Source organism: Nocardia wallacei (genome assembly GCF_029869545.1).
In the GTDB taxonomy this organism is placed as follows: Bacteria; Actinomycetota; Actinomycetes; order Mycobacteriales; family Mycobacteriaceae; genus Nocardia; species Nocardia wallacei_A.
Window position 1 is genome coordinate 1 of the sequence record NZ_JARWQD010000083.1, and the last position, 13,086, is coordinate 13,086.

The 13,086-nt window shown below is 67.2% G+C and carries 13 protein-coding genes and 1 pseudogene; 7 read left to right on the top strand and 7 right to left on the bottom strand.

The genetic code is table 11. From position 1 onward, the window contains the following. A pseudogene (locus QH290_RS05225) lies at positions 1 to 124 on the bottom strand (ABC transporter ATP-binding protein); the annotation flags it as partial. Positions 125 to 151: 27 nt separating this feature from the next. Between QH290_RS05225 and QH290_RS05230 the strand changes: the two are divergent. From QH290_RS05230 to QH290_RS05255, 6 genes are all read left to right on the top strand, one after another. Next, positions 152 to 1,186: a hypothetical protein gene (locus QH290_RS05230; protein ID WP_280382119.1), complete on the top strand. Its 1,035-nt coding sequence runs from the start codon at positions 152 to 154 to the stop codon at positions 1,184 to 1,186. 67 nt (positions 1,187 to 1,253) lie between these two features. After that, positions 1,254 to 2,732 carry an SCO6880 family protein gene (locus QH290_RS05235; protein WP_280382120.1) on the top strand — a complete coding sequence of 493 codons (1,479 nt, stop codon included), beginning with the start codon at positions 1,254 to 1,256 and terminating at the stop codon, positions 2,730 to 2,732. Next, positions 2,716 to 4,437 carry an ATP-binding protein gene (locus QH290_RS05240; RefSeq protein ID WP_280382121.1) on the top strand — a complete coding sequence of 574 codons (1,722 nt, stop codon included), beginning with the start codon at positions 2,716 to 2,718 and terminating at the stop codon, positions 4,435 to 4,437. The genes QH290_RS05235 and QH290_RS05240 overlap by 17 nt, the downstream gene beginning before the upstream one ends. Beyond that, positions 4,434 to 6,038: a peptidoglycan DD-metalloendopeptidase family protein gene (locus tag QH290_RS05245; protein WP_280382122.1), complete on the top strand. Its 1,605-nt coding sequence runs from the start codon at positions 4,434 to 4,436 to the stop codon at positions 6,036 to 6,038. Before QH290_RS05240 ends, QH290_RS05245 begins: the two co-directional genes overlap by 4 nt. After that, positions 6,035 to 6,292: a hypothetical protein gene (locus tag QH290_RS05250; protein ID WP_280382123.1), complete on the top strand. Its 258-nt coding sequence runs from the start codon at positions 6,035 to 6,037 to the stop codon at positions 6,290 to 6,292. Before QH290_RS05245 ends, QH290_RS05250 begins: the two co-directional genes overlap by 4 nt. After that, complete coding sequence (locus QH290_RS05255; protein WP_280382124.1) at positions 6,289 to 6,867, top strand: hypothetical protein; 579 nt, start codon at positions 6,289 to 6,291, stop codon at positions 6,865 to 6,867. Before QH290_RS05250 ends, QH290_RS05255 begins: the two co-directional genes overlap by 4 nt. Before the next feature lie 135 nt (positions 6,868 to 7,002). Here QH290_RS05255 and QH290_RS05260 read toward each other — a convergent pair whose 3' ends face one another. Then, positions 7,003 to 7,404 carry a hypothetical protein gene (locus QH290_RS05260; protein ID WP_280382125.1) on the bottom strand — a complete coding sequence of 134 codons (402 nt, stop codon included), beginning with the start codon at positions 7,402 to 7,404 and terminating at the stop codon, positions 7,003 to 7,005. Between the two features lie 82 nt (positions 7,405 to 7,486). Next, complete coding sequence (locus QH290_RS05265) at positions 7,487 to 7,837, bottom strand: hypothetical protein (RefSeq protein WP_280382126.1); 351 nt, start codon at positions 7,835 to 7,837, stop codon at positions 7,487 to 7,489. 253 nt (positions 7,838 to 8,090) lie between these two features. Here QH290_RS05265 and QH290_RS05270 point away from each other — a divergent pair, with 253 nt between their 5' ends. After that, entirely contained in the window at positions 8,091 to 9,032 is a 942-nt protein-coding gene (locus QH290_RS05270) for a tyrosine-type recombinase/integrase (protein ID WP_280382127.1), read from the top strand. Between the two features lie 249 nt (positions 9,033 to 9,281). Here the strand turns inward: QH290_RS05270 and QH290_RS05275 are convergent, their stop codons facing one another. The 4 genes from QH290_RS05275 to QH290_RS05290 all read right to left on the bottom strand — a co-directional run bounded on the left by QH290_RS05275 (position 9,282) and on the right by QH290_RS05290 (position 12,935). Next, positions 9,282 to 10,007 (bottom strand): hypothetical protein, encoded by a 726-nt coding sequence (locus tag QH290_RS05275; RefSeq protein WP_280382128.1) that lies wholly within the window; start codon positions 10,005 to 10,007, stop codon positions 9,282 to 9,284. A gap of 324 nt (positions 10,008 to 10,331) precedes the next feature. Then, positions 10,332 to 11,657, bottom strand: a complete 1,326-nt coding sequence (locus QH290_RS05280; RefSeq protein WP_280382129.1) for a hypothetical protein — start codon at positions 11,655 to 11,657, stop codon at positions 10,332 to 10,334. Between the two features lie 151 nt (positions 11,658 to 11,808). After that, entirely contained in the window at positions 11,809 to 12,021 is a 213-nt protein-coding gene (locus tag QH290_RS05285) for a hypothetical protein (protein WP_280382130.1), read from the bottom strand. Positions 12,022 to 12,194: 173 nt separating this feature from the next. Continuing rightward, the gene (locus tag QH290_RS05290; RefSeq protein WP_280382131.1) at positions 12,195 to 12,935 is read right to left on the bottom strand and encodes a DUF7168 domain-containing protein; all 741 of its coding nucleotides are present in this window, start codon (positions 12,933 to 12,935) and stop codon (positions 12,195 to 12,197) included. Positions 12,936 to 13,086: the final 151 nt, after the last annotated feature.

The following is a 13,086-nucleotide window of genomic DNA, read 5'->3' on the forward strand; positions in this document are numbered from 1 at the left end:
CTCCGCGCACCTCGGCGACTGTGCCCGCGCTCACCACCTGACCGCGGTGGATCACCGCGAGCCGGTCGCACGGGTTCTCCACCAGCGCCATCACATGGCTGGACAGCACCACCGAACCCCCGGCGGGGGGGCCGGGGGGGCCCCGACTCATGTGGTAGATGCGCTGCAGTCAGCGCTGTCAGGCCGTGATGCGCGCCTGCAGACCGAGGATGTCATCTCGCTCGCGTTGTGCTTGCTCGGGTTGATCGCCTATCTGGAACTCGCTATCCAGCTGTTTCTGCAGAAGGCGTGGCTGGTGTACATGGCGGCCACACTGCCGATCGCCGGGGCTGCATCGGTAACCGGTGCGGGGAAGGCGGTGTTCGACGCGATGCTGCGGCTGGCGGTCACCGTCCTGCTGTTCAAACCCGTTGCGGCCCTGCTTTTTGCGGTGGGGTTCTGGCAGATCCGCGAGTTCAACTCGGGCGCGGATGTCGTGACGACCGTGCTGGTCATGGCCGCACCCGCCTTTTGCATGCCCGTGCTGATCAACCTGATCGGCAATACCGCGGTGGCGTTCGCGGGGACACCGATGCTGCGCGGGACGATGCGGCTGGGCCGGACCGGGAGCCGCCTGACCACCCGCGGGATCAGCGATTTCGTCGGCGGCTTCCGGGAAGGCGCCTCCCGCGGCCGGGGCGACTCCGACGAGTCCGGTACCCGGGCCGAGGCGCGCGCGAGTGCAGCGCCGACAACGCCACAAACGCCATCGACTTCGGCCGCGGCCGCGTCGACCAAGGCCGGTGCCGCCCCTGCACCCGCACCGGGAGGCAGCGGCAACCCGTCCGCCCGGACGGCTGCCGCCGCGACCACGAGCAGCCCGGGCGCCTCGGCCGGAGGTGGCGCGAGCCGCGCTGGCGGCTCCGGGGCGGCAGCCGCCGGGACCGGGCCAGCCGCCGCTGGCGGTCGCACGGCGCATAGCTCGGCACCGGGGAGTGCGCCGCGCACAACCGGTTCCAGTGGGAGCGGCGCAGCCACGGGCGTGGGGCCGGCGGCGGGGTCGGCGAATCGTGCCGGTGGGCGATCGGGGAACTCCGCGCCGGATCCGGGGCCGGGGCCGGGGAGTACGGCGGATCCGGCTCCACCCCGGCGGCCGGGTCGGCGTGGTTCGCCACCGCACGACGTGACCTTCACACGCATTACCTGACCGGTGCCCGACGGCCGCGGGGGTGGCGCGGCGGGCGGGGAGCGGTGATCGACCTGATGGAGTTTCGATGGCACAGCAGAAGTACGCAGGATGGCGGCGACCGGAATCCACCGGCCTGGTACCGGGATTGTCCACCTTCACGTCCGTGTTGGCCGTTGTCGCGGCCGCGGCGGTGATCGGGCTGTGGTTCTTCGCCTCGGCGCCCCTGTTGTCGCTGGTGGTGGCGGTGTCTGCGGTGCTGATCTTGGCGCCGACCACAATCCGGGTACGTGGCGTGTCGGCGGGTGACCTGCTGCTCGGATGGCTGCGGACGCTGCCGATCCGGCGCATGGAAGCACACATTTACAAGACCGGCCTGTTCAGCCACATCCCGGGCGGGCGCGCCCGGTTGCCTGGGTACGGGTCGCCGATCACGTTGACCGATTGCTTCGATCCCGATTCCGGCGACAACATCGGCGCACTGATCAACGTTGTGCGGCACACGATCACCGTCGAACTGTGGGTGCACGCCCACGGCCAGGACACCCTGCCCCAGGCGATCATCGACGGCCGGGTGGCCGGGTGGGGCCGGTTCTTGCGCATCGCGGGTGAGCACGGAGATATCGCCGGGCTGGCGGTGGTCACCGATACGGTGCCCGAAACCGCCGCGGCCTACCGTGCAGAGCTGGCTGCACGCCGTTCGGCGCGGGCGCCAGCGTTCGCGCACGAGATGGTCGACGACCGCGCCGCCGAGCTGGCCACGGACACGATCCGGCTGACGCAGAGGATCGCGCTGACTTTCCGGTACGGGTCGGGGGCGTTCGCTGACGGCGTGGCGTCGGTGTCTCGGCGGCTGCCGGAGCTGCGGCAAGCGGCCGCGGGCGCGGGCCTACAGGCCGATTGGGCCACCAGCGCCGAGATCGTCGCGACGACGCATGCCGCGTTCAATCCGGCCGCACAGGCGCAGCTGGACGAGCTGATGACCCGTGACGGCGACACCGGGATGCGATGGTCGGATGCCGGGCCCGGCTACAGCGAGGACAACCCGCGCTATTACCTGCACGATTCCGGCAAATCGCTGACCTACCGGGTTTACGACTATCCGGTGCAGCCGGTCGATGAGCAGATCTTGGCGAAAGTGCTGCGTCCGAGCCACCGGGCTCCCTACAAACGGGTGACGCTGCTGTATCGCCCGCATCGGCCGTCGGATGCCAAGCAGATGGTCGACGCGGATTTCCGGGACGCGTTCGCTGCGGTGCAGCGCCGCACCCGCGGACTGGTGGATGCTCGCCAGCAGATGCGGTACGAGGATCTGGCCGCGCTGCGCGACGACCTGGCCGAGGGCCACGGCCTCACCGATGTGGGGATGCTGGTCACGGTGACGGTCGCGTTCGACCAGACCGGCCGTGATGCGGTGCAGATGCTCGCCGACTCGGGGGTGTCGAGTTCGCTGAAGTTCGCCCCCTGCTATTTCGATCAGGGCTCGATGTTCCTCACCGCGCTCGGGATCGGGGTCTTCCCGGATATGGACGAGACAGCGGGGGGAACCGATGCTCTGGCTGCCTGATTCGGTCGCTGATGCTTTACCGGCGGCGCTGCGAGAACGGATTACGCCGTCGGCGGGTGCTCCGGCCGGTTTGCTCGACCCAGAGGAAGCCGAGGAGCTGCGCGAGCTGCTGCCGACGATGTCGCCGTGGGCACGCTTCCGCGGGTCGCGCCGGTTGGCCGCGCACGAGGTCGCGGTGTGGCAATTGGCTGCCGCCCAGTCACGGCAGCCGTGGCAAGCACCACGCACGCCGACTCCGCGGGGATTCCGTGCCCGGTACGGCGGCTACATGAAAAGGCCACTGCCGACGCCGTACGTGCGCGGCACCACCTGCCGCGTGTGCGGGTTGTATCCGTTTCCGTTACCGGCGGAGGTGACCACCCCGGGTCTGCCGATCGGTCGTCAGCCCAATGGGGCCCCGTTCTTGTTCGACGCACTGGCGTGGTTCGACAACGGCCTGATCTCGGCGCCGCTGTTTTCGATCATCGGCCCCAACGGGTTCGGCAAATCGACGTTGATGCGACAGATCGCGGTGAACGCGTTGTTCCAGGGCCGGCACGTGATGTGGCTGGCTGACGCGAAACCCGACGGCCGCAGGTTGTGCGAGCTACTCGGTGACGACGGGCAGATCTTCCACATCGGGGGTAGCGGTGGCGGTGTTCTCAACGTTCTGGATCCTGGCGCGCTCGCCGATGCCGTGGCGCGCCTGAGGGATCGCCACGGCGCGATGATGCTGATGGACCAGCTTCACGAGGCGCAGGCCCACAATGTGGTGTCGCTGGTGTCGCTGGTCCGCCGCAGCCAGATCGCAGACTACGAGAAGTCGGTGATCGACGCTGCGATTGCCGCGCTGTACGAGGGCGGGCGATTCTCGCCGACCAGGCCGCCGATCTTGTCGGATCTGGTCGCCCAGTTCGACGACCCGACACCGGAGATGCGGGCGAACACCGCCGCCCGAAGCGACGACGAGTTCGCCCACCTGACCCAGCGGTTGGTGCAATCGCTGCGCGCCCTGGTGCAGGGAGCACTCGGCCGGGCATTCGATGGGCGGTCGACCCGGCGGATGAACCTCGATGCCGCCATGATCGACGTCGACTTGTCGGTGATCCCGCAGTCGGCGCGGGATCTGCGCGCCGCCGTCATCGCCATCACCGGTATCGAAGCGCAGGAAGCGATACGCGCCCGGAACCTGCTGGCCTCCAACGGGTTGGCCCGCAAGACAGTCACCGACATCATGCTCGACGAGCTGTGGCAGCTGTTCGAAGTCGGCGGGTCTGCACAGATCGCGACGGTCAACCGCATGACTCGATTGCAGCGCACCGAGGGCGAGACGCTGGGGACGGCTACGCACACCGTCGGCGACTACAAGGGTGTGTCCGACCGGGTGTCCGAGCAGCTGCAAGCCACCGGTTTCATCTCGCGGTCTCGGGTGAAGTTCGTGGGGCCGATCAATGCCAATGAGATCGAGGAGCAGCGGGGGCTGATCGAGTACACCGAGCCGGAGGCCGCCCTGCTGAAAAGCTGGTCGGACTCGGGCGCCCCGGCTCGGTACGGGCGCCGCGCAGTGCACGACGGCATGGGCCGGTTCATCGCGAAATGGAGCGACGATCCAAGTAAGCCGGGTGTGCCGTTCCGCACCTGGATCAGCCCGGCCGAGCTCGAACTGGGGATCCACGAGACCTCCGCGGCGCTACAGCACGACAGCGATATCGCCGCCGACCGATGATCGCAGCGCTGATGGCTCTCCTGCGGTACCGGCGCATCATCCTGGCGGTCGTGCTGGTGCTGTTGCTGCTGATCGCTCAATGCAGCGCCCGGGACAAGGACAACAACGCCTGCGGCCCGCCGCCGGGTTCCGTTGGCGGGCTGGTGTACCCGGTCGACCCGTCGACTCCGATCAGTTCGGGGTACGGTCCGCGTGACGGTGGGTTCCATCACGGCGTGGATTTCGGTGTACCGCAAGGCACCCCGGTATATGCGCTTGCGGACGGCACTGTGACCGCCGCGCAGGATCAGGGCGTGCAGGGGTTCGGTGGCTGGGTGGTGCTCAGTCATGTCATCGACGGCCGACCGATGAGTTCCGTGTATGGGCACATCGACCCGGGCGGTGTGCATGTGGAGGTCGGCCAGCAGGTACGTGCCGGTGACGTGATCGCCAGTTCCGGCAATGCCGGCGAATCCAGTGGCCCACACCTGCATTTCGAGCTACACGACAGCCCCGACCGGATCCGGCAGAGCAACCCGGTCGACCCGACTCCGCTGCTGGACCGGATCAAGAACGGCGAAACCACCAGCGACAACGCCGATTCGGATCAGCGGGCGGCGACGGCCACGCCGCGAAGCGAGGCGGTCGACCGTAACGCCGTGCAGGTGATCGAAGTGGGACGTGCCGCAGGGGCATCCGATGAGGCGATCGTGATCGCACTGGCGGTTGGGCTGGTCGAGTCGGAAATGTTGAATCTCGCGTCGGAAGCTGTGCCGGAGTCCAAGCTGTACCCCAACGACGGGGTTGCGCCCGGCGACGCCGATTCCGTCGGCGTGTTCCAGCAGCGACCGTCGCAAGGATGGGGTGCGGTGGACGATCTGATGGACGTCCGCCACCAGGCGGACACCTTCTTTCAGCGGCTGCTGGCCAGCGACTGGCAGCACAAGTCGTTCACCGAGGCCGCCGCAGATATTCAGAATCCCCGAAAAGACTTGCGCGGCAAGTACGGTGCCCGCGAGGACGAAGCGCGCGAGTTGTTCGCACGGTTGGCTGGGCACGCCGCGGCGGGCGGCCGCGGCTGCAGCCCCACCCCGACCACACCCCCCGTTCCCGAGGGCGGTGACGGCGACACAATCGTGGCCGCAGCCCGCGCTCAGATCGGCCGACCGTATTTGTGGGCCGGCGGGAACGAATCCGGCCCTACCGGCGACCCTCCCGGCTTCGACTGCTCGGGGTTGACCCTGTATGCCGTGCATGCCGGTACCGGTCTGCAGTTGCCGCACTACACCGGCGATTCACGCCAGCCCGGCCAATTTCAACAGGGCCAAGCCGTCGCTTTCACGCCTGCGACTGAGGCGAAACCGGCGGACCTGAGCCAAGCTCAACCCGGTGACCTGGTATTCTTCGGTGCTGGCACCGATGCCGATCACGTCGGTATCTACACCGGCACGGTCAATGGCGTAGCGATGATGGTGCACGCACCCGACGACGGCACCTCGGTCGTGGAGGTTCCAGTCACCGACGGTGGCGAACTCATCGGTGTCCGCCGATTCACCACCGCAAATCCCAAGTCCGACACTGCAACCGGTGACTCCGCGGCGAGGCGAACGGAGATCCCATGACCAACGCAATGCCCGACCCGGACGACCCGGTGAACCGTTCACACCCGGAGCCCTTCGAGCGTTCCTCCACCGCCAACGAATCCGAAGACGATCTCGAGGCCGCTGCCTGCGAACTGACGGCCGCTACCGAGGCGGTCGAGGCGACTGGCTTTGTCGTGCAACTGGATTCACGACGAACGGAATGGTTCACCGAGCTGACAGCATCGGCTGCCCGGCTGCTGCGCGGTCACCAGCTCGGAGGGTTGCGCCGATGAACGCTGCGGAGTCGGTGCGTCGAGTCGCTGGTGCCGTCGTGGTCGCTGGGGTCGCCGTCGTGGGTGTGGCGTGCTCGCAGCCCGCACCCGACTACGGCGAGCGCGGCGACACCGGTTTCGGTGTTCCGTCGGGGGCGGTGGTGCAGACGATGCCGCCACTGCCGGCGCCGTGGGACACTCTCGATCGCAACGATCCCAGCGCGGTGGCCGTCGCTGCGATTCAGGCAGTTTTCGATTGGCACCCGGAGCGCGGCGAGGTCGGCCCAGAGATCGCCGCGCGCCGTGCCGCGCCGCTGCTGACCCCGCGCGCTGCTGACACGTATCGCCCGTATCCGATACCGCGGCCCACGTGGCAAGCGTGGATGGATTCCTCCACTTCGATTACCGCGACGACTGGTATCGGTGCCGAACAGCACCCGCCAGACACCGATGTTCGGTGGCAGCGCAAGGCGGTGACCACGCTCACCGTTGCGACTCCGGGGAAACCGACGACCAGCTCCACCGTCATCAGCGTGGTGACTGTTCAGCGGCAACCCGTGTGGACCGTCACCCACATCTCACACCTGGTGTCGTGACGGGAAGGAAGGGTAGGAGCGTGCCGCGATAGTCGATGCGGACTGGTCCCTCGTGGCACGGCCACACCGGTCGGCTGTGGGTAGCGAGCGCCGCCGGAGCGTGTGTGCGGGCCCGCTGCGCGTTTGGCGGGAGCGTCAGGCTTCGGCGGGCTCGCGGGAGTACCAGCGGCCGGTCCATGGCAGGTGGTGGTGTACGGCGTTGTAGAAGTCGGCGTCGTCGTCCAACTCGGTGGTGTAGTCGAAGGCGATCCCGGGCTGCCCTCGTCGGCGTGCTCGTTCGACCGCGCGGGCCATGCCTTCGGCTTTGATGGCGCAGTTCGCCGAGTCGCCGCGTTGGCTGGACAGCGTGGGCATGTGGAACAGTGCAGCGGTGTATCCGGCCAGCTGGGGAGAGCTGCGTTCGGCGAGCACAGCGACCCAGTGGGGCATCTCGATGGCCGACGCTGTCGCGCGCTGTCCGAAACCGGTTGTTGCGGTGCGGCTCTCAGGCTTCTTCCGCGCCGCTTTCGCGATGCGGTCTGCTGCGAATGTGTCCATGGGGCGACGGCCGTGACGCCGTTTACCTCGGCTCATACCCGATGACTCTAGATCGACCCGGCTGCGGAGCTCCGGTAAGCGATCAGGTGTGTTTCGCGAAGAGGATGGCGCGCTCGTCGTCGGATAACCGGCAGATGGACAATGCCTGCCAGGGGTGGGACCGGCCGTCGATCCATTCGCTGGCGCTGGTCTCACGCAGCAGGGCGTCGCGGAACAGATCGCGATCGGAATCGGGCATCGGCCCTGCGGCCATTGCGGCGTCGAACTCACGCATCTTGTCGGCGCGGATGGTGTTCGCCCAGGCGACTTGGGCCGTGCTGCCTGAGAGTTCCGGCCATCCGGCAACCCGTGCCGCCTCGGTGTTCGCGGCATTGATCTGGTCGTGTGCGCTCATGCCTTCGATAGTGCTCCAGGGCACCGACAGGTTGAACAATCTTGCCGCAGTGGGGATTTGAGTATCCGTTGCTAGACGACGAACAGCTCGTTCACGGACCCGGCGGGCGTAGCGGTGCGTGGAGTGCACAGCGAGCCTAATTGCCTTCTACAACAGCACTTTTCGCGCCCCATTCGCTGCAGCTCGAGTTTCCCGAAGCTGAATGCGCATGGGCTTGGGGAAACTCGAGTGCTGCGGTTTTGTCGGTCTGATCTGGGATGATGGGTGTTTGCCGGGTTGGAGGTGGATACGGATGGATTCGGCAGCACGTCTGACTGGGTGGGATCTGGCGGTATTGAGTGCGGGAGGCCCGCCGGCACTGCCGGGGGCCTTTCGAAACGAGTTTCGGTTGTGGTTGGCGGGCAAGGGTTTCGCGGAGTCGACGCAGCTGACGTACTACAAGCGGGCGCGTGGTTACCTGCGGTGGCTGGCGGCCAGCGACGCACATCCGGACGCATTCACTGATGGACCCGGGCGCGACGCCGCGGTTGTGGACTATTTGGAGCAGGCGAGTCCGCCGACGAGGAAAGTCACGTTGGCCGCTTTACGGGCGTTGTACGACTCGCTGGATTTGGGCCCGGTCCTGGTGGACCCAGTTGCCGTTGGGCAGGTGGTGCCTCGCACGTTGAGTACTGAGGAGCAGAGCCGGGTGTTCGATGCCGCGGCGGCCAGGTCGGCGCGGGACTACGCGCTGATCACCCTGGGATTGGACGTCGGGCCGCGGCCGTCGGAGTTGCGGCGGCTGAACGATGAGGATGTGGCCCTGTCGGCGCAGGCGGGTGCGGTCCGGTTGGTCGGCCCGGATGGGCGGTCTAGGACTGCTGGGCTGGCTCAGGGCACGACGTGGGTGTTGATGGGGTGGCGGAGAGAGCGACGTGCGCTGCTGGGGCCGAAGTCGCGTGAGCGGGCCTTTTTTGTGACGCTGAGCAGCCGTCGACGGATCGATGAGGTCGAGAGTCTGGAGTACATCGTGTCGATGATCGGCATTGATGCTGGGTTGCCTTGGAAGTTGACGCCCTCGGCGTTGCGGGCGACTGTCGAGAAGCGGCTGCACGATTCGGGGCTGGAACGGGCTGCGGTGGCGGCTCGGATGGGGCAGACTTTCGTCAACGCGCCGCGTGTGCGGGCACTGATGTTCGGCGATATCCGTTCCAGCCGTATGGATTCCACTCACCATGGATCGTCTGGACGTTGAGTTTCGATGTCGGCGTTTGACCGACGACTTCGTTCGGTGCCCCCTGCGCGCACCTGTAACTTCGGGAAACGCCGTTGGGAAAAGGAGCTTCGGGAGAAGGTGAGGGCTCCGTCCACGGTTGTGTTGAGCACGCCTTGGCGTGTCGCCTGGGGCTCGATGTGCGGCACCCTCACGCGGGCTTTCTGGCGACCCTGACGCCACGGTTTATACGAGGGTCTCCCTGTCGGCAGCCTGAACGTTCAGGGAACGTTAGCGCTCGGATGCCGGTCGGCACCGCTGTCTGAGTGCCTGTATACGTTGGCGGTGGATGTTGAGTCGTTGTTCGGCGATATCGGTGAGGTTGTCGAGTTCGTCGATGTCGGCATGTGCATCGGCCATTTGTGCTGTGCGCAGGCCGGTTTCGCCTTTGCTGCGCCGGTAGGCGTCTTCGACGACGGTGCGTGCGTCGCCCCATGGGTCGAGTGGCATGCCCATGGTGTAGATGGCGGCGATGTAGAGGACGAGTGCGCGGTAGGTGGGCCGCGGGTCGATGTCGTAGGGGCCGCGGGCGCGGGCCATGACAGCTTGGGGGGTGGGGTCGTGACCTGCGGTGGCGAGGTGGCGGGCGAGGTGGACTGCCACTTTGGGGAGGTGGCCCTGGATGTCGTCGTCGTCGACGAGGGACAGCAGTGTGGTGGCGTCGGCGGCGGTCATATTGAGTATGTCGGCAACGAGGTTGTTTTCGGGATCGGCCGCCGTCATGGCGTGGGAGGTGAGGTGTTCGGCGACGGCTGCGTAGACCTGGTCGACGCGCTCCGGGTTTGGGGCGACGTGTAGGTCTGGTGCTGCGTCGGTGTGCGGTTGGTAGTTGGGTCGGCGCTGCATCCGGGTGCCTCCTCCGGCGGGCTGTGCCGCGTAGGCCGGACGTCGGCGCTGGATCTCCGGCGTTGTGGTGGCCTGATCTTCAGGGTATGAGCGAATCGGCGTGGTTGCCATGGTGGTTGGGTCCGTTCTGCGGGTTCGGTTGTTTGGGCGGGCCGGGTGTCCGGGGTGATGCGGTGGGTTCCGCGCCGGGTGATGGCCCTGCACGGAGCGCAGCGGAGTTCCGTTGCGGCCGTTGCCGATGAGGGCCACGGCCGACGGTGATTGCTGGGTGCACGGCCCGACCGGATGCGGCGGGGTTCAGTTCAAGGGTGGTGCTGCTCGATGGTGGAGGGTTGCGGGAGCCCGCACCCCCTCGCCTATTACATTTATTACACATTCGGGCGAGGGGTGCGGGCACCCTGAGTCAGAGAGCGTGCCGGAGTTGCGGGGAGTGGGTCAGCTGGCGGCCGCCGTGTTGGCGTGGTCGCTGGTGTAGGCGCGGGCACCGTACTTGGCGGCGGCTGCTTCGAGCGCGCGTTGCTTCGCGGTCAAGTTCTCGATTTCGGCGGCGAGCTTGGCGGCCTCGGCGTTCTCGGTTCGTTGGCGTTTGCGTGCGTCGATGGCGACGGCCGCGCGCCACAGCTGGGGTCGGTCGTCGCGGGTGATGTAGTGGGCGAGGATCGCGCGCACGATGGCCGCGGCGCGGTCGGCGGTCTTGCCGGGTGCCGATCCGCCGCGGACACGCTGGCAGTTGATTCGCCAGCCGTCGAGGTTGTCGACGTTGTCGAGTGCGAGAACGGTTCCGCCGCAGACCTGCACACCGTTGACGACAGGTAGGTCTGGCCGTTCCTTGCTGCGGTACTGGTAGCGGTCGGTGCCGTCGTCGGCGCCGAATACGACGTGGACGCGTCGGAGTTCTTGCGAGAGCGCGGCATCGTCGATGAGCACCGTGACCGTGCCGGTGAACTTCGGCCCGCGCACTCGGTAGCGGCTGGCGGCGTGTTCGATATCGGTGTCGAGCTGGGCGCGGGCGAAGCCGAGCGGTCCGAGGTCGAGCAGCACCGAGCCGGGCTCCTCGTTGGCGTTGTCGTCCTGGCGGGCGGCGTGCCGGGTGCGGCTGCGGTGGGCCACGATTGGGCCGAGCAGTTGCGCGAGTTGCTGGGCGGGGCGGCCGGAACCGACGGTGATGGTTGCGGACTGCTCATCGACGGCGGCGTCGGCGTCTGCGGTGGTATCGACGGTGTAGCCCAGGCGCTCCGCCTCCCTGGTGAGGGTCTGCCACAGCACGGCTGTGGGGTCCTCGACGGGTTCGGGTTCGGCCGGTTCGTCGGCGAACTCCTCGTCCGGCACGGTCTGGCTGATGTCGTACACCGAGATCATCCGGAACCGGGGGCGGCGGTTGTCGGTGCTGCTGCCGTTTTGGTCGTCGCTGTCGTCTGCAGCGTCGCCATCGGGGCTGGTGTCGTGGCGTTTGTCGCGCTTTTTGCCTGGCGCGACGATGCGCAGCGGGGGCTGGTTGACCCGGCGGCCGCGCAATCGCCAGCCTTTGGCGCTGTCGATGTCGGTCACGGTGATGCCCAGTTCCTCGGCCTGCTTGTAGATCAGGGCGAGGTTGCGCAGGCTGTAGCGCAACAGCCGTGCGCACACGAGTCCGCTGGCATGCCCGACGATTCCCGCGATGTAGTCGGGATCTTCGAGTGCAGCGTCGGCCTTGTCATAGCGGGCTTCGTCCGCGGCTTTGAATTCGGCGATTTCCTCGGGCGTGTACTTGCGCTTACCCATTGTTGCTGGTCACTCCTTGTTCGATCGTTCCGTCTATCTATATTATTACACATCTTACACATTACTGCAGGTGCTACACCGGTCCGAATCCGGCCGTTGTCCGTGCATTCGGTCAGAGCCGGGCAGTGCCCCGCCCGGTCCGGGTTCGGGTTCATAGGCCGGGCTGTTGTTCTTTGCGGTGCTCGGCGACGAGCCAGTTGCATGCGGCGGCGCATGAGGAGCGCGGCCACGCTCCGCTGTGGTCGTATTCGATACGGAGGTCGTAGCCGCGACGTAGTTCTCGGCTTCGCGTCGGGTGCTCGAGCGCCCATTCGGCGGCCCGCGCGGCCTCCTCGGTGGTGACGGTTTGTTCGGTGAATTTCATTGTGGCGCTGCTTCCTTCGGTTGTGGCGGCATGGCCGCCGGGCGTCCGCGCCGCATACCTGGTGGGTCAAATGTTGTGGTATCGGGTGGTTTCCGCGTACGAGTGCACCGGTTAGGTCCTGTGGTCGTGCGGGCCGGGCGCGCGGTGGCGTGCCCGGCCCGGGGGTTGGCTGGTTATCGGCCGAGTTGTCGGCGGCGGTCGGCGAGGCTGGTCCGGTTGGACAGGTCGACGTGTTCGGCGGCCGCGCGGCCACGGGCGTAGGGGCTTTGCGTGGGCCGGCGACGGTAGGCACTCTGGGTTGCTTCGGGGTGTTGCCTGTTGGCTGCGGCGTCGGCGCGCGCTGCGTCGGAGAGCAGGACCAATGCTTGTGTGGTAGTGCCAGTCTCAGCGTCGCGCGCTTCCGCTGCGGTGTGTTCGGCGCCGGAGAGCATTTCGTGTATGCGGGTGGCGAAGCCGAGCATCCAGTCGACGCGGTAGGCGCGGGTGCCGCGCTGGTAGTCCGGTGTCGGGTGGAGTTTCATTGCGGCGGCGGCCATTCGGGGGTTGAGCTGAAGGAACAGCAGCTGGACCCGATCAGCGTGAAGTTTGACGCCGTATACCTTGATCTCCTGGCGCCGGTGGTCGCGGCGGGTACGAACGCAGCTGCAGTGCAGGGCGGCGGCGAGCACGCCGAGCAGGTAGACCTGCTGGGGTAGGTATTGGCCGCGCAGGTGGAAGGTGAGCGCCACGACGGCGTTGTTGCCTTCCTGGCGGGTGCCGCGAGCTTCGCTTTCCTCGATGCCGGTCGTGGCGACGAGGTGTAATGCCTTGGCGCGGAAGGCTTCGGCTTCGTGTTCGGTGGCAGCGTGGTCGGCGTGATTGAACAGCAGTCCGATGCGCTCGGCCATTTTCTCGCGGGATCGTTCGGTCGCCATGGGTGTTTCCCTCCTGGTGGCTGGATGTGGACAGCGGAGAGGCCCGCCGGGGGGTAATTCGACGCGGCCACCCGCCGCCGGGTAGGTTTGAAGTGGGGGTGTGGGGGGGGGCCGGGGTGTGAAGTATGGGTGATGCAGCAGGGAGCCGACG